Consider the following 20391-nt stretch of genomic DNA (forward strand, 5'->3'; position numbering starts at 1 on the left):
ATAGAACGTTTAGGCGAAGATGCCACCCTTGGCTTGTGGACATTGACCGAAGAAGAGCGTTTCTTCTTCGACAACTATCCCGGTCTGCACAGCTTTCAAAAGGAGATAGACACCATCGGAAGTAAGCAAAGGCGCATGGAGAAACTGGCAACACGAGCCTTACTCGTTGAAATGACGAAAAACACGGAACTTACTATTGAACACGACAGCAACGGAAAGCCCCTAGTTAAGGGCTATCATGTGAGCATAAGTCATACCAAGGGACTTGTGGCACTGATGCTTTCTACTACTCGCGAAGTAGCAGTAGATGTTGAATACGATAGCGATAGGGTGAGCAGAATAGCCCATAAGTTTGTCAATACCAATGAAACGATGCCCACCAACGCCCACCTTTTATTGTCATGGTGTGCCAAGGAAACCATTTTCAAATACTTTTCATCCGATAATTTGTTGTCGTCTGACATCTATTTGAAGCCTTTCAAGGTCGAAGATAATGGTACTATCGTTGGCAGAAACCTCAAAAGAAACCTTCTTGTTTCTGCTCGTTATTCTCGTTTTAATGGTTTCACGATGGTTTGCATATAAGCCAACTGCCAACTTGCACAGCAAAATAAAGCACACTTTCCCCTACCCCATCAACCGAACGATGCGGGATGTGAGGCGTTGCAACAAACGCTTTTATCCCCCATTTACAGACAAAGCAACCCTAAAATCAAGATAAATAGTGTCAATCGTTACGTAAACTTGTATAAAATGCGTAACTTTGCGGTATAATCTAGACGAAAATGAAGAAAAGATATCTTATATTTACGCTCATCATAGCTTGTTTATGCACCACTGGTTACGCGCAAAGAAAAAAGGCGAGAGCCACGGTTAAGCCCAAACCACAACCAGTGCAACTAAGCGCAGCCGACCTATTGTACCGCAATATGCTGGGTGCAACGGCCAAAGTGATGTTTGTTGACAGTGTTGTTGTGGAGAAATCGCTTTTCCTTTCGAGCATTCCACTGAACCCGGAGGCAGGAACACTGACCTCGTACCCCGCCTTCTTTAAGGAACATAAGTACCTGGATGGTTCTGTTTATGAGAACGAATTTAAGAACACCATCTACTATTCGGAAGGCGATTCCACACGAAGGTCGGCCATCTACACTTCCGACCGTATTGGAACAGAATGGAGCGACCCACAAAGACTCAGCGAAATAGGCGACGAATTTGAACAACAAAACTACCCTTTCCTCATGGCAGACGGCATAACCCTGTTTTTTGCAGCCAAGGGAGCCAACAGTTTGGGTGGGTACGACCTCTTTATGACGCGCAAAGACGGAGAAACGGGTAAGTTTTTTCAACCCGAAAACTACGGAATGCCGTTTAACTCTACCGCCAACGACTATCTGCTGGCCATCGACGAGATGGACAACCTGGGCTGGTTGGTGAGCGATAGGTTTCAACCCGAAGGCAAAGTGTGCATCTACACGTTTGTACCAACAGCCCAACGCCTATCGTTCAAGGACGGCGAAGTGAGCCAACAGCAGTTGGAATCGTTAGCCAAGCTTAGCAGCATCGCCCAAACATGGTCGTTTGGTAATAGGGAGCAAGCCCTAAAAAGCATCGAATCGCTTAAAGCACGTAGTGCAAAGACTGCGAAGAGCACAGCTTTTCGTTTCCCCATCAACGATGCAAAAGTGTACACTTCCCTATCCGACTTCAAGACAAAGCAAGGGAAGGAACTATACATGGAGCTCACCGAGTTATATAAAAAACAGGCCAAAGCCATGCAGACACTAGAAGAGAAACGCGCCATCTACCACAAGGGACGCTACAACGAGGCCGAGGCTATTAAAGCTTTGGAGAAAAACGTTGAGCAGTTGGACGCCAAAATACACAGCACGGAGAAGGCCATCAGAAACTACGAGAACAAGTAGAACGACAGATATAACGAGGTTGTGCATGAACTCAGAAAGTTATGAACCTACGATCTCATGAATTTATAAACCCACAAAACTCATGAACTCATGACCTTACGGGCTGATAAACTGACGAACTTACAAACTCATAAACTCATGAACGCATAAGCTCATGAACTTACAGCCTCATTCATACCTTTAATTCATTCAATATTATGCCTAAATTCTTTGCAGAGTCTGAACTCATCATCAACGGAGACGGAAGTATTTTCCACCTCCACGTAAAGCCCGAACAACTTGCCGACAAGGTTATCTTAGTGGGCGACCCAGGAAGAGTGTCGCTCGTTGCCTCGCATTTCGACAGTAAAGAGTGCGACATCGAGAGCCGCGAGTTCCACACTATCACAGGAACTTACCACGGAAAACGCATCTCTGTGGTTAGTACGGGTATTGGATGCGACAACATCGACATCGTGCTAAACGAACTAGACGCGCTAGCCAACATCGACTTTAAAACTAGAACGGAGAAAGAACAGCTACGCCAACTTACCTTAGTGAGGATTGGAACCTGCGGCGGACTGCAAGAATACACGCCCGTCGGCACGTTCATCGCTAGCGAAAAGAGCATTGGCTTTGATGGTTTGCTTAACTTTTACAGCGGTCGTAACGACGTTTGCGACCTGCCTTTCGAAGAAGCTTTCAAACAGCACATGCAATGGAACCCACAATTATGCGCGCCATACGTTATCGATGCCGACAAAGAAACCCTCGAACGAATTGCCGGCGACGAGATGGTACGAGGTGTTACCATCGCCTGCGGTGGCTTTTTCGGTCCCCAAGGCAGAGAGTTGCGCATACCACTGGCCGACCCTAAGCAAAACGAAAAGGTAGAAAGCTTTGAATACAATGGCTATCGCATCACCAATTTCGAAATGGAAAGCAGTGCATTGGCAGGTCTTGCCCGACTGATGGGACATAAAGCCGTAACCTGTTGCATGGTAATTGCCAACAGACGAGCAAAGAACGTGAATGCTAACTATAAGAACTCGATAGACGAACTAATAAAACTGGTACTCGAAAGAATTTAAAGAAATGCAAGCCCCATTAAACGACCGTCAAACAATATGTGCCTTGGCCACTTCTGTTGGCGGGGCTTTGGGCGTGATACGCGTGTCGGGTAACGAATCTATCGACATCGTAGACCGCGCCTTTAAAGCGCCCAAAGGCAAAAAATTGCATGCACTTCCACCACAAACAGTGCAATACGGACACATTGTAGACGAAGGAGAGCAAACCATCGACGAAGTTCTCGTTACGTGCTTTCGCGCTCCGCACTCGTACACGGGCGAAAATTCAGTGGAGATTTCGTGCCACGGCTCCGCCTATATACTAAACGAAGTGCTCAAACTACTGGTGAGATTGGGATGCCGACAAGCGCAACCAGGCGAGTTTACACAACGTGCTTTCCTTAATGGAAAGATGGATTTGAGCCAAGCCGAGGCCGTGGCCGACCTCATTGCAGCCACCAATAAGGCCAGTGCGCAGTTGGCTTTGGGCCAACTGCGCGGCCATTTCTCTGGCGAACTCGCTGCACTTAGAGATAAGTTGCTGCACATAACGTCGCTAATTGAGCTGGAACTAGATTTCAGCGATCAAGACGTAACCTTTGCCGACCGCCAAGAATTGCAAGCCTTGGCCGAAGAAATTCGCACAAAAATAGCAACGCTCGCCACTTCATTCGAAACAGGAAGGGCGATAAAGGCAGGCATATCGGTGGCCATCGTGGGCAAAACCAACGTAGGGAAAAGCACTTTGCTTAACCGATTGTTGAAAGAAGAACGCGCCATCGTTAGCGATATTCATGGCACTACGCGCGACGTGATTGAAGATACCATACAGATTAACGGCATCAACTTCCGCTTTATCGACACGGCAGGCATTAGAAAGACAAGCGACGAGATTGAGTCGTTGGGCATTGAACGCACTTATCAAAAGCTAACCGAGGCCGCCATCGTGCTTTGGGTGATAGACAAAGCACCCACATTAAGCGAAATAGAAGAGATGGACGCACACACACGAGGTAAGCGCCTCATTGTGGTTTCAAACAAAACCGATGCACAATCGTTCACCTTCCCCACTTTCTCGTGGACCGAACAGCCCACATTCGTATCTGTTTCGGCCAAGTTTAACACCAACATCGAGAGCCTAGAAACTTGCATCTACAACGCGGCAAACATCCCAGAGATACACGAAAACGATGTGGTTGTTACCAACGTACGCCATTATGAGGCCCTGTCGCAAGCTCTCGCAAGCATCCAACGTGTGCTTGAAGGCATCGCTCTCGACCTCAGCGGCGACCTTCTTGCCGAAGACCTGCGCCAATGTCTGCATTTCTTAGCCGAGATAACAGGGGGCTGCATCACCTCTAATGAGGTTCTTGGCAACATATTTAAGCATTTTTGCATCGGAAAATGATTGTAATATAATCACTTTTATCTACTATAACAAAAAAAATGGAAAGAACTGATTTTATTGAAAGCAGAATTGATGTTGTAAAAAACATCTATACGCTATACTCTTATGCAAAGAGTGATATTGAAGAGGAGAAAGAATGGGCTTTGGAACGTTTCAAACTTGGGAAATGGTTTGTGGTAGAACCATTTGGAAACACCTTGCTTTTTGCTCCAAGCCGTTTTGTTGGTTACAAGAACAACACAATAGAGAAACATACAAAAAAACACGGAGATGGTACACAAACCAATTCCAAGTTTCTAGAATTAAAATTGTACAAAGAATTAGCAGATGATTTCCTATCAGAGCAATTTGAAAGTTTCATGGCAACGCTAGGAATAGAAAAAGACACCCCCAAGTTTCTTATACCTTATAATGCTAACATCAAAGATTTACAACAACAACGCAAATGCTATTTTATTTGCCCTACACATTGTCAGGGACAAAAAGAGGAGGCATGGCAAAGTTTCTTGTCTAAGAACATCATGTCAATAGGCTGGAATAGTACAGATTACACGGACTATAACATAGACAAAATTAAACAGGAATATCAAAATGACTCTGCGGCGATTAGGGCTTTCACGTTAATAAAACAAATTAACGAGGGGGACATCGTATGCTGTACAAATAACAACCATGGGTTATGGGGCATTGGAATTGCCTTATCTCAATACAAATACGAGAAACATATTCACTATGCAGGAACAGATGAAGAAGGGAATGACTCTTTCTATTCACATTATACAGATGTGGCTTGGCTGTGCTTTAACAAACAGGGGTATATACATGTTACCGAATTGGGCATAAAATCACCTGAAACGCAATGGTCGCCTTACGTAACACTGAGCAAGAAAGACGAAATTCCTCATTACATACAGGACTATTTGCTAAAAAACAACAAAAAAAAGGAAATGGTCGACAGATACGTAAAGTTGTTAGAAACGAACAAGAATCTCATCCTAACCGGTGCTCCTGGAACTGGAAAAACTTACTTGGCAAAAGGCATAGCAGAGGCAATGAACGCAGAATATGAGTTCGTTCAATTTCATCCATCATATGATTATACAGACTTTGTTGAAGGATTGCGTCCTACTCCGCCTGACGGAAATGGCAACATAGGGTTTGAAAGAAAAGATGGCGTATTCAAAGAATTTTGCAAAAAGGCAATAAAAGGCAAGAGCTGTTTCGTAGCATTAAAATCTATTTCAGACGCGATACAGGCCTTTAAAGACGAATTAAGAGAAAAAGGAAACGTCGACATCAAAAGTTTCAGAAGTAATACGATCATTAAAACTGCACTAAACGAAAATCAACTCATCTCTGTTCCTGACAAATCAGGATGGAGTATTTCAGATAGAAGAATGTCTGACTACATCGCAAACGGAGTTTGGCATCCTAATGACACATATATAAAGTCAATTGGAGACTATATAAAAGATCATTATCTTAGCAACCAACCTAACGACATTCAAAATGATCCATCAAAGAAGTTCGTCTTCATCATTGATGAAATAAATCGTGGGGAAATGTCAAAGATATTTGGAGAGCTTTTCTTCAGCATTGATCCTGCTTATCGGGGAGGAAAGGGAATGGTTAAAACGCAATATCAAAATATGATAAGCGATAAGACGGATCCGTTTTGTGAATATTTCTTTGTTCCTGAAAATGTGTACATCATCGGAACAATGAACGATATAGACAGAAGTGTTGAAAGTATGGATTTCGCCATGCGCCGACGTTTTGCATGGGAAGAAATAAAGGCTAACGAAAATACAGCAATGTTAGACGAATTTCAAGAAATGAAAGACGAAGTGGTTGAAGTAATGAGGCGTCTAAATGCCGCGATATGGGACGAAGAAACCAATACGGGCATTGAGGGGCTTAACTCGGCATATCATATTGGCGGAGCATATTTTAGCAAACTAAGCCTTTACCTAAACGAAGACCATTCAAACAAGACGGCCGCCTACATGCATCTTTGGGATAACCATCTGAAAGGGGTTCTTTTCGAGTATCTAAGAGGTACTGCCAATGCAATGGAGAATTTAGATATGTTGCAGCAGATATATTATAAGGGGAACAACAATGATGAAATTAACTGATAATGCCTCATATTCTTCAGCGCCCGACAATCTTGAAACGTTTCTATCATTGCAAAATATCGCAAATAAGAAGATATCAGACATTCTAGATGAGAATGAAAATAGCCTACTTATCTACCCTTATTCATTCGACAAGTGCGAGGATAGCATTGGTCAGCAATACCTTCTGTCACTACAAACTCATTGGAAAGGGAAACAATGCACCAAAGCCACCTTGCAAACAGGCAACACAATAGGCTTTATTAGTGCCAACGGACACGCTATTTCCATCCATTCACGCTTTTCTCCAAAAGCAGAAGAAGACTTTTTCTTGCATTATATGCTTCAAAAAGTTTTGTCTATAAACATCGTCAATCTTTCACACAGTACAACGGATGAGCCCACATTCAACTTTCTACTGTACCTATTCCCAAAACTTCTCAACGATGCATTAATGCAAGGAATATACAAAGAATATCAACGAAATGAATATAACGACGCCAATCTGCGGGGCAAAATAGACATTAGCAGACATCTAAAAAGGAATTTGCCTTTTAATGGGCGTGTTGCATACCGCACACGAGAGTTTAGTCATGATAATCATGTAACCCAATTGATACGTCACACAATTGACTATATCAGCAAAAGCAAATTAGGAAAGGAGGTATTAGAAAACAACGCAGAGACTCGCACATGCGTAGCACAAATCATTGCTGCAACGCCACGCTACAATAAACAGGAAAGAGAAAAGGTTATAAAAAGCAATTCAAAAACCATAAGCCACCCTTATTACTCTCGTTATACGCCTCTTCAAAAACTATGCCTACGAATATTGAGGAATGAGAAAGTAAAGTATGGGGTACAGGATGATAAAATACATGGTGTAGTGTTCGATGCATCCTATCTATGGGAGGAGTATATTGCCACCATTCTTACAAAAGAAGGCTTTAAACATCCCAACAACAAAAAAGGGTCTGGCCGCATTTATCTGGCTAAAAACAAAAAGATTCCACGCTATCCAGACTTTTATAGGGAACAAGATAGCATCGTTATTGATGCAAAATATAAGTGGGACGCCAACCGAGATGATACACATCAAATGATCAGCTACATGTATCGACTGAAAGGAAGACGTGGAATATTCATTCATCCAAGTCATACTAATGGCCAAGAAGTATCTTATTTACTAGGTCATGGAGAAGAGAATAGTGCCGAACTACAAACATATCATTATTCCATACCCCAGACGGCAAGTGACTACAGCAAGTTTACAGCAGACATGAAGTATTCGGAAGTAGCACTTAAATCGCAATTCCAACTTAAAATATAGTTATGGGAGAGGTGAACCTATATACATTCCACTCTTCTTAACTGAAATAACAGGGGACAGTATATGCCTATCAGAACCTTCTCCAACAAGGAATTGGCCTTTTGGAGAAGGCTCGTTTAAAACACGTAAGCTACTTAATAAATCTCTTCTAACGCCCCTGTTTCGGAATCAATGATAAACCCACGAACCACAACATCTTTTGGAACTAGCGGATGAGTTTTGATGGTATCTACGGTTTTGCGCACAGAAGTATGCGTATCTTTAAAACCTTCAAGCCAAGAGTTGAGGTCTATTCCACATTTACGGATGGTGTTTAGCGTCTCGTCTGTTATGCCACGGGCAATCATTTCGTGGTGAAAGTGGTCGTAGTTCATGTGGCAAGCACCGCAATGCGAGTGAGCCACCACCATGATTTCTTTCACACCTAGTTCGTAAATGGCCACGATAAGACTTCGCATGGCCGAATCGAAAGCAGAAATAACCAAGCCTCCTGCATTCTTGATAATCTTTGCATCACCGTTTTTTAGCCCCAATGCTGCGGGAAGAAGTTCGGTAAGCCTTGTGTCCATGCAAGAAAGCACAGCCAATTTCTTGTCTGGATACTTATCCGTGATATACTTTTCGTAGCCTTTTTGCGCCACAAAAGTCTTGTTGTGGTTTATAATCTGGTCTATCATAACCTAGGTATTTAATGTTGAAACTTGTTTATTTCATTAAATGCTTAAAGCACTTGCAGTAAAATTACGAATGCTAATTTACAACATTTTCCCCTACCTTATGCTAAGTTGGCATAAATAACTGCCCATCTACAAAGTATTATTAACAATTCAAAGACCATTCCATGCAGGTGCATACAGCAATTACAACGTGCCAAGAGTTGTTTTTGCTTTATCTTGAAAGCTTAGGCTAAGGATGCAACGCCAAAACAAGAACAGTTTCAGATACATCATGCAAGAAGGTGGATTTCAGATAATTTACTGTAACTTTGCATTAGCAAAGAACAAATTCACGTCAAAGAACGCCAATCAACTTCGATGACGTAACATTTAAAAATAAAATAGATAAACAATAGATTATGACTAAGGTATTTGTAATGTCAACCTGTCCGGATTGCGTTCAGGTAAAGGCACAACTGGCGGATAATCCTGCCTACGAATTGATAGATATTGGTGAACACGTAAGAAACTTAAAGCAATTCTTGGCCCTTCGCGACAACAACCCTGCGTTTGCCGAGGTTAAACAACATGGCAGCGTTGGCATTCCGTGCTTTTTGCTAGAAGACGGAAACGTACAGTTTGCCCTAGACAACATCACGATAGAAGATGCTCCCGAAGGTGCCGCTTGCAGCCTTGACGGAAAGGGATGCTAAAAACAGACGACTTATGTTAGAACATATTGCAGAATTTACAGCATGGCCCATACTTACTGGGTTCTTGATTGGCTACATTGCCAACCGCATCATGAGCGGCGAGGGCAAAGGTTGCTGCATGAACTTTATCGTAGGTGTTGTGGGTAGCTATGCTGGTACGTTTATCAGTCACCTGCTGAACATCGAGTTGTTCGGCAGAGGCTATCTCACCAACTTCGTTTTCTGTGTGCTTGGAGCTGTGACTGTGCTGTGGATATGGAAGAAAATATTTGACTAGAACGATGAAAGGCGTTACATTACCTGTCGTTCTTGTTTACCTCATCGCCGTCAACGCGTTGGGTTTAGTTCTGTTTGGCATAGACAAATGGAAGGCCAAGCATGCCAAATGGCGCATTTCCGAACCCACGCTTTTAGCCATTGCCGCCATTGGTGGCAGCATTGGCTCATGGATAGGCATGAAAATGTGGCACCATAAAACGCTGCACAAGAAGTTTAAGTATGGCATACCACTGATAATGATGGTTCAATTCGCCTTATTGCTGTTTGCCTTGTATAAGGCAAACAGCGTATAGCTAATAACATTCCCCTCCCCAGTTCGAGTACATAAAACTTACATTTCATGTTGGCATGAAGACCATCCAGAGATGATCTAAAATCAAAGACACCATCCTTTTAATGGCGTTGTTCTCATCGAAAATGGTCTTGCCATTTACTTCAAACCGTCGATACGTTTCTTCCAATCCTCCAAAGTTATTTTAGTAAAATGTTCCGTGCGAAAGTCGTTCATCAATGGAACAGGCTTGTTTTCTTCTGTATGACTGTAAACGAACCCACATTTCTCTTGTGCTCGTTTCGATTTCTCGTTGCCATCATAATACCCACACCAAACCGTAGTCTGTTGTAAGTTCTCAAAAGCATATCGAAGTAATTCGTTTACCCCTTCTGGTATTAGGCCTTGTCCCCAATAGGGTTCACCAATCCAATAACCAATCTCACACTCATTGTCTGCTATCCTTGCGCTATGGATTTCACTTTTTGCGGTCATTATGCCAATGCAGCCAACAACCTCGCCCGTTTCTTTTAGTACAACCGCATAGGTTTCTGGGGCAGAGAGCACATTCTTTATGATTTCGCGACTGTTCTCTACGCTGGTATGCGGTGGCCAGCCCGCAATGGGACCAATGTTAGGGTTACTGGCATACTTGTAGAGTGCTTCTGCATCACTTTCCTGCCATGCCCTTAAAATCAGGCGTTTTGTTTGTAATTCCATATCTCTTTATATTATATCTACTGTAATAACTCTGTATGTAAAAGAATCGACTGTGATACGGACATGTGCCGCATCGTTGGTAATATAATAATTCTTTCCTTTCTTCTGAAAATGTGCATCGTCCGTACTCTCGACAATTCCCGAAACAAAGCTTTCAATTTCGTGGGTCGAAAGATGAAGTCCGAGTTTTCGGTTTATTCTGTCACACACAAGTTCTGTGTAGCAAAGCTTCTCTATGATCAAAACCTTCAAAGACAGTCAATGCTTTCAACATCTTTATTGCCTGTTATTGGAGAAAGAATCTCAGAAACCTTTTCTTTTAGTTCCGTTTCACACTGCCTAATGTTTTTTCCTGCTGTATCAATGACAATGCGACTGGTTTGCCACTCTTGATACGTTCTTTTCTCAATGTCGTCCCATGTCGGTAGTTTCATGTTCGCCACGTCTGACCTCCTTTGTTCAGCACGTTTTCTGTGTTCCACCTTATCCGAACACACAATCTCTATGTTTACAAAACGGCAACCATTCTTGTTTGCAACGTCTTCCCACTCCTTCCGTGTTAGTTCAATAGGATTGCAGCAATCGGCCACAACATTGTTGTTCAAGTGCAAATTATCACTAGCCATACGGTATGCCAATCTATACCCCTCACCCTCAACATGGATGTGGCATAAGTCTTTCAGTCCTTGCTCAATGGTATCAATTCGTAAATAAACTGCCCCAAACTCTTTTACAATAAACTTCGCCAACGTGGATTTTCCAACAGCAGGCAGTCCCGAAAGAATAAAAAGGATGGCGTTATTCATATCACACAGTCCATATTCGTTCTTTACATCGTCTCCCTAAAAAAGTCGAGAGCCTCTTTTATCTCGTCCCTTGTAGCGGTTTGATTGATAATTGGCTTACCGATGTCTTCCAAAAGCGTGAAGTTTATGCCTGCTGATGTATTCTTCTTATCGTGTTGCATCAGTTCGATAAGGTCGTCGTAGTCGTTGCACGATAGCGGAAACGTACCATAATAACTACGAATAAACTGCACCGTTTGGCGCATTTTGCTTGTAGGAAAGTTTGTTTTAAACGTCGACAGGTACAGCTCGCACACCAAACCGAAGGCCACCGCATAGCCATGCAATATAGGTTGGCCTCTATGTAGAGCCATCGACTCGAATGCGTGCCCCACGGTATGTCCAAGATTCAAGGTCTTTCTCAATCCCTGCTCATGCGGATCTTTTGCAACCACCTCCTCTTTCACCCTTACCGATTGGGCCACCATCTGCTGCAATCGTCCCCAATTGGGCTCTCCAAGGTCGAAATTCAACAGTTCAGCCCACATCCGTTCGTTACTTATCAACCCATGTTTCAGCATTTCGGCATAACCCGAACGCGTGTTCTTGTCGTCAAGCGTATCGAGGAACAACGTATTAAGCAGAACAAACCGGGCATTACAAAACGCGCCAATCTCGTTTTTCAGTCCGTTAAAGTTAATTCCTGTTTTACCTCCCACAGCTGCATCCACCATAGCCAACAGCGTTGTTGGGATATTGATAAAGCTAATGCCCCTTTTAAAAGTGGCCGCAGCAAATCCTCCCAAGTCCGTCACCATTCCTCCGCCAAGGTTTATCAGGCACGAGCGGCGTGTTCCGTCTTGTTCGCTCAACATTTCCCATACCATTGCAAGCGTTGCAATATTCTTATGTTCGTCTGTCGAAGGAATGGTTATCAACTTAGCCCCTTTCACGCAATCAAATCCTTCTATCTTAGGCCAACAATGTTCTCTTGTTGTCTTGTCTGTTAGTACAAACAGCTTATCGGGCGCGCAAACGTCGATGGCGTGCGCCAAATCTCGCTCCAAATTGTCTGAAATAAGAACTTCTTGCATCATGTCCATGTTAGGTTTATTGTTCTCACAAAGTTAAAACAAACCGCCAAACCAGCAAAATTTCATTGTAGAAATTTCGTTTAACCCATTAAACCCTTTTTCCTTTTCATCGTCACATATCGTAAAGTGTCACTCAAAAAGCGTGGCATTGCTGCACTTAACGTGGCTAGTAGCTCGTCAACTTGTCAACTAATAAAAACAAAGGGCGTAGCCAACCCGAGTGCCTTAAAAGGAATTTGGTTTATGAATAAGTATTGTTTAATTATCTTGTTATGCTTTGTTGCAGCGGTTACAAAGGCACAAGAACGTAAGATTAGCGGCACGCTTACCGACCGCGACACGCACGACCCCGTTACACAAACTACGGTTCAATTGTTAAAATCAGACAGCACTTTTGTTGTTGGAGCTATCTCTAACGAGAAAGGCGAGTTCGCATTAAGCGCGCCCGCCGATGGCAATTACCTGCTCAAAATATCGAGTGCGGGCTATATCACCTATTTTAAGAAACTGCACATCGACGGTAAAGACCTGGCTTTGGGCCAGATTGTGATGAATGGCGATGCCATCATGCTGAAAGGAGCCACCGTTACGGGACAGGCCATGAAGGTAACGGTGCGCGAAGACACATTTGTATACAACTCGGCTGCTTTCAGAACGCCCGAAGGTTCTACCATAGAAGAGTTGGTTAAGCGTTTGCCAGGCGCGCAAATAAGCGACGACGGCAAGATAACCATCAACGGTAAGGAGGTGAAAAAGATATTGGTAGACGGCAAAGAGTTTATGACGGGCGACACCAAAACGGCCTTAAAAAACCTGCCAACGTCTATTGTAGACAAAATTAAGTCGTACGACGAGCGCAGCGACCTCGCCCGCGTATCGGGTATCGACGACGGCGACGAGCAAACGGTGCTCGACTTTGGCATTAAGAAGGGCATGAACAAGGGCGTTTTCTCTAATGCCGACCTCGCTCTTGGCACCGAGTCGCGGTATGCCAACCGCCTTATGGGTGCCTATTTCAAGGACGATTATCGGGCGATGCTTTTCGCCAACGCCAACAATACCAACGACATGGGGTTTCCTGGTGGCGGTGGTAGGGGCAACTTTGGCCACAATCGCAATGGACTTAACGCCTCGAAGATGGTTGGAACAAACTTTAACTATGAGAAGAAAAACAAGTTAAAGATTGATTGGAGCGTGCGTTGGAACCACTCTGACGGCGATGTGCAAAGCAAAGTGGCAACAGAAAACTTCGTTAGTACGGCCGCTTCGTTCTCCAATAGCCTTAACCAAAGCTACACACGCGGCAACCAATGGAACGCGCGCGGACGTTTAGAGTGGCAACCCGACACGCTAACCAACATTATGTTCCGCCCTTCGTTCAGCTATTCCACAAGCGACGGCACTTCGTCTAGCACCTCAGCCGCCTACAAAGACAACCCCTACAACTACGTTTCCGACCCACTTTCCCAGTCGGCCATGGCCCAATTGGCGGCTCAAAACTTGATGGTGAACTCCCACTCGCAAAACAATATCAGCTATACACAGAACAAAAAGGCGGGCGGAATGTTACAACTGAACCGCCGATTAAGTGCAAACGGACGAAATGTTACTCTCCGTGCCGACGTTGATTATGAGGACACCGACACCAAATCGCTCGCTTTAACCGACGTGCATCTTTTCCAATTGAAGAATAAGGCAGGACAAGACTCCGTTTACCAAACCAACCGCTACAACCTCACGCCCACAACAGCATGGAGTTACAGCCTACAAGCCACTTATAGCGAACCTCTTTGGCGAGGCACTTTCTTGCAATTCAGGTACAAATACGGTTACAGTCGCACCACGAGCAACCGCTCTACGTTCGATTTCAGCAACCTTGGCGAAGGCTTTTTCTCATCCTTATCGCCGCTTTATCGTGGTTGGAACAGCTATCTTTCCTTGCTTACCAACCCCTACGAGAGTTATCTGGACCAGCGATTGAGCCGCTCTTCGGCCTACACCAACTACACACACGAGCTAGAAATGATGATTCGTTTTGTGGGAAAGAGTTATAAATTCAATGCCGGCTTTATGGTTCAGCCCCAATCGTCGCACTTCACGCAAACCTATCTGGGCCAAAATGCCGACACCACGCGCCACGTTTTCAACGTTTCGCCCACACTCGAACTGCGCTATAAGTTCAGCGATGTAAGCCAATTGCGCGTCAACTACCGCGGAACTACTTCGCAACCAGCGATGTCGGACCTGCTAGACATCGTAGACGACAGCGACCCATTGAACGTACATAGGGGAAACCCAGGCCTCAAACCCTCGTTCACCAACTCACTTCGTTTCTTCTACAACACCTATAAGGAGCGTCGCCAGCAGGCCTTCATGTCGTTTCTTGATTATAGCAACACACGAAACGCTGTGAGCAACCGCGTAACCTACAACGAACAAACGGGTGGAAGAACCACGCAACCCGATAACATTAATGGCAACTGGAATGTCAATGCAGGGTTAATGTTCAACACGGCCATCGACTCGGCAGGTGTATTCAACGTCAACACGTTCAGCAATCTGGGTTACAACAATTATGTAGGCTACGTTAGCCTAAATCCAACGTCGGGTTCGCAACGCAACGTTACGCGTTCGCTAAGTGTTTCAGAACGATTGGCCACAAGTTATCGCAACAGTTGGTTAGAATTGGAGTTGGATGGTTCGTTTACGTACGCCCATTCAAAAAATCAGCTGCAATTGCAAAACAATCTTAACACTTGGCAGTTTGCCTACGGGGCCACACTCAACTTTACCCTTCCGTGGGGCATGCAGCTCTCAACCGACTTACACCAAAACAGCCGTCGTGGATATGCCGACCGCGCACTTAACACCAACGAATTGGTGTGGAATGCCCAACTATCGCAGAGTTTCCTCAAAGGCAGTCCACTCAGCGTGAGCCTTCAATTCTACGATTTGCTACGTCAACAAAGCAACTTTTCGCGTTCCATCAACGCCTATCAGCGCACCGACACCGAGTATAACAGCATCAACAGCTACGCCATGCTGCATGTGGTTTATCGTTTTAACCTCTTCGGTGGCAAAGATGCTCGCCAACAGATGCGCAAACACAGGCCCGATGGCGACGGCGATGGGCCAATTGGTCCTCCTCCTGGCGGTCCTCCTCCTGGTGGAAAGCGTCCTTTTGGCAGCGGTCGCCCTATGGGTGGAGGATTTTAAGCTCCCATTAACCCACCTATAACCACAATCCAACACGCTCAACTGCCTAACCCCATCCTCCCCCTTCAAGGGGAGAGGGGGCGGTTGTGTATTGCTGCAACAAACATTTTGTATGTAAGTGCGCATGACTTACGATAGAAATCGGTTGAAATGTGCATTAGACGACCTAAGTATTAAAAGGGCTTGTTCCAATTAATGGAACAAGCCCTTTTAATAGCAAATAATCTATTATGATTTATTGCTGTCTGCTAATTTTCAAATCGACTCGGTTTCTCTATCCGCAATGCCCATCAATAGGCGTTGCGGATTTCGTTTTCGAAAGGTAAGCCCCCTTTCAAACAATCATTCATCCCAAAAGTTATTCCGTGTAAGCGCCCTTTTACTGGCACAAGGGTAAAATTCAACACAGTCACGCAATGACGCAGAATTACAGCCATAAGGTTGTAAAACATTTGTACCGAAATTTAACATTATGAGTGCCCTCGTCGTAAAATTTCCAGGCATCGGTCGGATTTTCGCGCGTATTTTTAAAGCTTGTAACCATTTGATTTATTGACGTTTACGAAAAATAAAGCACAAATACATGCCTTTTAGCATGTATTAGAGGTGCAAAACAACATGAAGTGCTCAACAAAACGCCACCAAGCAATTTTTCATCCCAAATGGTCAAAATGCCTATAAATAACGCTTAAAATGGTGCTTTTTATGGGTTTTGGCTGCATTTTGCTGCATTTAACCTCGCGTTTTGCTGCAATTTTACCTTGCATTTTGGTGCATATTGCAGTGCGTTTTGGTGCAAAATGCACTGCGTTTTGCTGCATATTGCGATGTGTTTTGGTGCAAAATACGTTGCAACAACTAGCGATTAGACTCCATTTTCTTGTAGTTGCGGATGCAAATTTTGGAGAATTTTTCTTCAAAGAGAAATGTAAAAGCATAGTAAATGGCCAAGAGCGGAGGGGATAAGCACGAAAAAAATCCTGAAATTTCATCGTTTGGGCGCATTTTATATGGCTTTTGGCGGTTGTTTTCTTCTAGAATGGTTTGGCCGAGGAGCGCAGTTTGTAAAATATATTTATCATATTAACAAATCGCAAACAGACACTTTCCAAGATAAGGACAACAGCTATATATCGGCATAAGCGATAAGACTAAACATGATGGGCGCAATGATGTGAAGGGTGTTAAGTCCTTACTAAGGTAATGATATAGGGCGACGAAACGCGTATGGCGATCACGTTTCAGCCAGTTGCGCCTTTAACCCCAATCGGCTGTCCACTATATCGCGCTTGTGAAAAACAGAAAGGGGCTTACTTTTGGTGAGAGGTGAAACCAATTTTTCTATTTGTCGGCAACCTGAATACCGTATTTGCTGTTTCAAATCTTTTAGCGGACTGCAATAATCATGATTTCTTTTGCATTATTTCTTAGATGTTTTTATGTGCATTTTTATCTTCTTCATCGCCCAATCGTAATGGCTCGCCATTACTGAAACACAGTAAGAACCAAGTGGAGAAGTTCCTGTCCAATCCAAAGCACCTTTGGCAAAGAGTTCATCGTTGGAGTAATTTTCTATCAATACCATTACATCCTTATGGCTTTCTTTCAATTTTGCCTTTACTTCCGTCAGCGGTGTGCTTTGGTGTTTCTTCCAAAACTCCACGTTCATTGCCGGATATGTCCTCCAATTATATGGTTCGGGAAGAAAGGGTTTAGGTTTGCCGTTACTATTGGCTTGAACCCAATCCAGCAACAGATGATGCCACTCGTACAGATGCACAAGCACATCTCGCAGGTTCTTGTCCCTTCCCCAATGTGCCTCCTTACCTGCCACAGCCATTTCTTCGGAAAAAGTTGCCGTCTGAAGTTCCTCACTCATACTGTCAATAATCTTCCACATTTTTTCGAATTGTCCGTTGGCAGATGTTGTCAGATCCGTCTTTGTTGTTGCTCTTGTCATATATATATATCTATTTTGATGATTACATAATTGTGAAAGAAAGCGTGTTAGCAGATTTGCAGACCGCACCTTGTACTGATGTTATAGTCAAGCCATGAACTTATTTTTTAACTCAAGAACTCATAACCTTACAACCTCAACTTCCCATCATAAAGTCTTTGGCCAGTCCTCCTTCGCTTGTTTCCTTATAAAGCGAAGGAATATCGTGGCCAGTCTGTTTCATAACCTCGACCACACGGTCGAACGAAACGCGGTGTCTGCCGTCTGAAAAAGCTGAATATAGGTTCGAATCCAATGCACGAGTGGCTGCGAAAGCGTTTCGTTCGATGCAAGGTATCTGTACCAAACCGCACACGGGGTCGCAAGTCATGCCCAAATGGTGTTCCAAACCCATTTCCGCAGCATATTCTATCTGTGCAGGACTGCCACCAAATAGCTGACACGATGCCGCAGAAGCCATTGCACAAGCCACGCCCACTTCGCCTTGGCAACCTACATCGGCGCCAGAGATGGAGGCATTCTTTTTAACAACGTTGCCAAAAAGACCTGCTGTGGCCAAAGCATGTAGAATACGCGTCTCAGAGAAATTGTGCCCCCGTGACAAATGGTAAAGGACGGCAGGCAAAACGCCACTAGCACCACAAGTGGGCGCAGTTACGATGGTTCCACCCGACGCATTCTCTTCGCTCACAGCTAAGGCATAGGCATAAACCAAGCCGCGTGTTTGCAATGTTTGCTTATACCCACTGGCCTTTACATAATAGGTAGCCGCCTTACGCGGTAAGCCCAACGGGCCAGGCAGCACACCTTCGCGATTAAGTCCGCGTTCAACAGCTGCTTGCATAACGGTCCACACCTCATGAAGATAATCCCAGATGTCGGCCGTTTCGCATTGTTCCACATATTCCCAATAACTTCTGCCGCTTTTCTCGCACCATCGCATAATGTCCGTTAGCGTATTCATGTCGTATATGTCCTTCGTGTCGAACAAGTCGCCCTCTTTCTTTCCCTCAGAGAGCGCACCTCCGCCAATACTATACACCGTCCACTCGTCAACGGGGTTTCCATTGGCGTCTTTTGCAACGAACTTCATGCCGTTAGGATGGAACGGCAAGAACACCGAAGGCTGCCAAACAATTTCAACAGGCGCAGTGGGTTCCAGCGTTTCAACGATGATGGCGTCGGTCATGTGGCCTTTACCCGTTGCAGCCAAGCTACCATAAAGGGTAACTTCAAAGCTAGCCGCTTGCGGATTGCGTTCTTTAAATATCTGTGATGCTTTTTGTGGTCCCATCGTATGGCTACTCGAAGGGCCTTTGCCTATCCTAAACAATTCTTTTAATGATTTCATTTCTTTCTATAATGTTTTTGAAGGGGTAAAAGAGTAGGTTCTTTATCTTTTTGATTATACTTAATAAAATTGGAATGAGGAAAGGGTAACGATTTGGTTACAGCTAAAATTCCCCGAACTTCCTTGATTTGCTATTGTTCCGAACAATTCTTGTTATCCATGCAAAGATAATAAAAAGGTGCTGTCCAGCCAAAGAAAGCATTTGTTTTTTTGTTTGTTGCAAACTCTTTATACAGCTTGGTCGGCCTTTAATTGTCTTATTGAAAGGTTGTGCTTGTCTGCAAGAATGAAGTGTGGGCAGTTCGCCATTTGTAAAGGATAGTGGATGTTTTTGTGCAATTACTTAAGGGCATTCCACTCAAAGGGATTTTTTAGAACCAGCCTTTAAGGTCTGCTCCTTTTTTAGTAACTTTGCACAATATATACTTATGTGACGCAAAAACATGAACAATAAAAACAAAGGGCAAGACTACGACCGCTACGATGTGGCCGAAGAAAGCATGCTGCTTGATTGGCTGCTGCGCAATGTCAAAGGTAAGAGCCGAAACAAGTTGAAAGACATTCTGCGTGGACACGGCGTGTACGTAAACGGCAAGTGCATTACGCGGTTCGACTATCAGCTTGTGCCTGGCATGAAGGTAACCGTGAGCCGAACAAAAAAAGCGGCTCCGTTTAAGAGTCGCTACATCAAGATTGTGTACGAAGACCGTTACCTCATCATTGTAGACAAAAGCGCAGGTGTTTTGTCTATGGCGGCAGGCCAATCGTCGGTAAACGTTAAGTCGATACTCGACAGCTATCTCGAAAATAGCGGTCAGAAGTGTCGCGCACATGTTGTGCACCGGCTCGACCGCGAAACAAGTGGTTTGTTGGTTTATGCTAAGGACATGGAAACCGAGCAAATATTGGAACGCAATTGGCACGACATGGTGTACGACCGCCGCTATGTGGCCGTAGTTTCTGGTGAAATCGTAGACGAAGGCGGAACAATAAGCAGCTGGTTGAAAGACAATAGCTCGTATGTCACATACTCGTCGCCCGTGGATAATGGCGGAAAGTATGCCGTAACCCATTTCCATGTGCTGAACCGCACCACAACCCACTCGCTTGTAGAATACAAACTGGAAACGGGACGTAAGAACCAAATACGCGTGCACTCGGCAGACATAGGTCATCCCGTGTGTGGCGACCTTAAATATGGTAATGGCGACAATCCCATTGGCCGCTTATGCCTACACGCTTACATGCTATGCTTCTATCATCCCGTAACACGCGAGCGGATGGAATTTAACACACCCATACCCCAAACCTTTAAACAATTATTCAAATAAACTTATGTCGAGCTTATCTTATTTTATCTTTGTGCTTGTGGCCATCATCATTGGCGTGGTGGTAGTTAAGAAAGTTACAGGTTGCCTGATACGTCTTGTTGTCGTATCGGTGCTGTTGGCCATCTTGGCTTACTTGTATTTCACTTATTTCAGCGCATAACAGCGGTGCCCTTAGTGGGCACACAC

19 protein-coding genes are annotated in these 20391 nt (G+C 44.3%); 12 read left to right on the forward strand and 7 right to left on the reverse strand.

Features of this window, described 5'->3' with window-relative positions; genetic code table 11:
• From BN93_RS14145 to BN93_RS14170, 6 genes are all read left to right on the forward strand, one after another.
• On the forward strand, positions 1-585 hold a 585-nt coding region (locus BN93_RS14145), incomplete at its 5' end, for a 4'-phosphopantetheinyl transferase family protein (RefSeq protein WP_019188969.1).
• Between the two features lie 200 nt (positions 586-785).
• A complete protein-coding gene (locus tag BN93_RS14150) occupies positions 786-1925 on the forward strand; it encodes a hypothetical protein (RefSeq protein ID WP_019188970.1) in 1140 nt (379 codons plus the stop codon).
• A gap of 197 nt (positions 1926-2122) precedes the next feature.
• Complete coding sequence (locus BN93_RS14155) at positions 2123-2995, forward strand: nucleoside phosphorylase (RefSeq protein WP_019188971.1); 873 nt, start codon at positions 2123-2125, stop codon at positions 2993-2995.
• Positions 2996-2999: 4 nt separating this feature from the next.
• Positions 3000-4382 carry a tRNA uridine-5-carboxymethylaminomethyl(34) synthesis GTPase MnmE gene (mnmE, locus tag BN93_RS14160; protein ID WP_019188972.1) on the forward strand — a complete coding sequence of 461 codons (1383 nt, stop codon included), beginning with the start codon at positions 3000-3002 and terminating at the stop codon, positions 4380-4382.
• Positions 4383-4420: 38 nt separating this feature from the next.
• Positions 4421-6520, forward strand: coding sequence for an McrB family protein (locus BN93_RS14165; protein WP_019188973.1), 2100 nt, complete (start codon positions 4421-4423; stop codon positions 6518-6520).
• Complete coding sequence (locus tag BN93_RS14170; RefSeq protein WP_019188974.1) at positions 6504-7829, forward strand: McrC family protein; 1326 nt, start codon at positions 6504-6506, stop codon at positions 7827-7829. Before BN93_RS14165 ends, BN93_RS14170 begins: the two co-directional genes overlap by 17 nt.
• A gap of 134 nt (positions 7830-7963) precedes the next feature.
• Here BN93_RS14170 and BN93_RS14175 read toward each other — a convergent pair whose 3' ends face one another.
• Positions 7964-8506 carry a beta-class carbonic anhydrase gene (locus tag BN93_RS14175; RefSeq protein WP_019188975.1) on the reverse strand — a complete coding sequence of 181 codons (543 nt, stop codon included), beginning with the start codon at positions 8504-8506 and terminating at the stop codon, positions 7964-7966.
• A gap of 398 nt (positions 8507-8904) precedes the next feature.
• Between BN93_RS14175 and BN93_RS14180 the strand changes: the two genes are divergently transcribed.
• The 3 genes from BN93_RS14180 to BN93_RS14190 are packed head-to-tail and all read left to right on the forward strand — an operon-like array spanning position 8905 to position 9770.
• Positions 8905-9198, forward strand: a complete 294-nt coding sequence (locus tag BN93_RS14180) for a hypothetical protein (RefSeq protein ID WP_044260972.1) — start codon at positions 8905-8907, stop codon at positions 9196-9198.
• A 13-nt stretch (positions 9199-9211) separates the two neighbouring features.
• Positions 9212-9475, forward strand: coding sequence for a GlsB/YeaQ/YmgE family stress response membrane protein (locus BN93_RS14185; protein ID WP_019188978.1), 264 nt, complete (start codon positions 9212-9214; stop codon positions 9473-9475).
• Positions 9476-9479: 4 nt separating this feature from the next.
• Complete coding sequence (locus BN93_RS14190; protein WP_019188979.1) at positions 9480-9770, forward strand: DUF1294 domain-containing protein; 291 nt, start codon at positions 9480-9482, stop codon at positions 9768-9770.
• A 137-nt stretch (positions 9771-9907) separates the two neighbouring features.
• Here the strand turns inward: BN93_RS14190 and BN93_RS14195 are convergent, their stop codons facing one another.
• From BN93_RS14195 to aroB, 4 genes are read right to left on the reverse strand one after another with little or no spacing between them, the layout of a single operon-like run.
• On the reverse strand, positions 9908-10468 hold the full coding sequence (locus BN93_RS14195) for a GNAT family N-acetyltransferase (protein WP_019188980.1): 561 nt from the start codon (positions 10466-10468) through the stop codon (positions 9908-9910).
• A 6-nt stretch (positions 10469-10474) separates the two neighbouring features.
• A complete protein-coding gene (locus BN93_RS17100; protein ID WP_232211201.1) occupies positions 10475-10678 on the reverse strand; it encodes a DUF3781 domain-containing protein in 204 nt (67 codons plus the stop codon).
• Positions 10679-10716: 38 nt separating this feature from the next.
• Positions 10717-11274: an AAA family ATPase gene (locus BN93_RS14200; protein ID WP_019188981.1), complete on the reverse strand. Its 558-nt coding sequence runs from the start codon at positions 11272-11274 to the stop codon at positions 10717-10719.
• Between the two features lie 23 nt (positions 11275-11297).
• On the reverse strand, positions 11298-12350 hold the full coding sequence (gene aroB, locus BN93_RS14205) for a 3-dehydroquinate synthase (protein WP_044260985.1): 1053 nt from the start codon (positions 12348-12350) through the stop codon (positions 11298-11300).
• Between the two features lie 240 nt (positions 12351-12590).
• Here aroB and BN93_RS14210 point away from each other — a divergent pair, with 240 nt between their 5' ends.
• Positions 12591-15563, forward strand: a complete 2973-nt coding sequence (locus tag BN93_RS14210) for an outer membrane beta-barrel protein (protein WP_044260987.1) — start codon at positions 12591-12593, stop codon at positions 15561-15563.
• A 1420-nt stretch (positions 15564-16983) separates the two neighbouring features.
• Here the strand turns inward: BN93_RS14210 and BN93_RS14215 are convergent.
• The gene (locus BN93_RS14215) at positions 16984-17523 is read right to left on the reverse strand and encodes a ClbS/DfsB family four-helix bundle protein (protein WP_019188985.1); all 540 of its coding nucleotides are present in this window, start codon (positions 17521-17523) and stop codon (positions 16984-16986) included.
• Positions 17524-17659: 136 nt separating this feature from the next.
• Complete coding sequence (locus tag BN93_RS14220; RefSeq protein ID WP_044260973.1) at positions 17660-18874, reverse strand: L-serine ammonia-lyase; 1215 nt, start codon at positions 18872-18874, stop codon at positions 17660-17662.
• 443 nt (positions 18875-19317) lie between these two features.
• On the opposite strand from BN93_RS14220, the gene BN93_RS14225 reads away from it, so the two are divergent.
• Positions 19318-20205, forward strand: coding sequence for an RluA family pseudouridine synthase (locus BN93_RS14225; protein ID WP_019188987.1), 888 nt, complete (start codon positions 19318-19320; stop codon positions 20203-20205).
• 4 nt (positions 20206-20209) lie between these two features.
• Positions 20210-20365 carry a hypothetical protein gene (locus tag BN93_RS18125; protein ID WP_019188988.1) on the forward strand — a complete coding sequence of 52 codons (156 nt, stop codon included), beginning with the start codon at positions 20210-20212 and terminating at the stop codon, positions 20363-20365.
• The last annotated feature ends 26 nt before the right edge of the window (positions 20366-20391 follow it).

The sequence above is a fragment of the Prevotella conceptionensis 9403948 genome (assembly GCF_000312305.1).
GTDB lineage: Bacteria > Bacteroidota > Bacteroidia > Bacteroidales > Bacteroidaceae > Prevotella > Prevotella conceptionensis.

Coding starts and splice junctions, on each gene's coding strand:
- BN93_RS14150 (WP_019188970.1), top strand. CDS start 786: ATGAAGAAAAGATATCTTATATTTACGCTCATCATAGCTTGTTTATGC.
- BN93_RS14155 (WP_019188971.1), top strand. CDS start 2,123: ATGCCTAAATTCTTTGCAGAGTCTGAACTCATCATCAACGGAGACGGA.
- mnmE (WP_019188972.1), top strand. CDS start 3,000: ATGCAAGCCCCATTAAACGACCGTCAAACAATATGTGCCTTGGCCACT.
- BN93_RS14165 (WP_019188973.1), top strand. CDS start 4,421: ATGGAAAGAACTGATTTTATTGAAAGCAGAATTGATGTTGTAAAAAAC.
- BN93_RS14170 (WP_019188974.1), top strand. CDS start 6,504: ATGATGAAATTAACTGATAATGCCTCATATTCTTCAGCGCCCGACAAT.
- BN93_RS14175 (WP_019188975.1), bottom strand. CDS start 8,506: ATGATAGACCAGATTATAAACCACAACAAGACTTTTGTGGCGCAAAAA.
- BN93_RS14180 (WP_044260972.1), top strand. CDS start 8,905: ATGACTAAGGTATTTGTAATGTCAACCTGTCCGGATTGCGTTCAGGTA.
- BN93_RS14185 (WP_019188978.1), top strand. CDS start 9,212: ATGTTAGAACATATTGCAGAATTTACAGCATGGCCCATACTTACTGGG.
- BN93_RS14190 (WP_019188979.1), top strand. CDS start 9,480: ATGAAAGGCGTTACATTACCTGTCGTTCTTGTTTACCTCATCGCCGTC.
- BN93_RS14195 (WP_019188980.1), bottom strand. CDS start 10,468: ATGGAATTACAAACAAAACGCCTGATTTTAAGGGCATGGCAGGAAAGT.
- BN93_RS14200 (WP_019188981.1), bottom strand. CDS start 11,274: ATGAATAACGCCATCCTTTTTATTCTTTCGGGACTGCCTGCTGTTGGA.
- aroB (WP_044260985.1), bottom strand. CDS start 12,350: ATGATGCAAGAAGTTCTTATTTCAGACAATTTGGAGCGAGATTTGGCG.
- BN93_RS14210 (WP_044260987.1), top strand. CDS start 12,591: ATGAATAAGTATTGTTTAATTATCTTGTTATGCTTTGTTGCAGCGGTT.
- BN93_RS14215 (WP_019188985.1), bottom strand. CDS start 17,523: ATGACAAGAGCAACAACAAAGACGGATCTGACAACATCTGCCAACGGA.
- BN93_RS14220 (WP_044260973.1), bottom strand. CDS start 18,874: ATGAAATCATTAAAAGAATTGTTTAGGATAGGCAAAGGCCCTTCGAGT.
- BN93_RS14225 (WP_019188987.1), top strand. CDS start 19,318: ATGAACAATAAAAACAAAGGGCAAGACTACGACCGCTACGATGTGGCC.
- BN93_RS18125 (WP_019188988.1), top strand. CDS start 20,210: ATGTCGAGCTTATCTTATTTTATCTTTGTGCTTGTGGCCATCATCATT.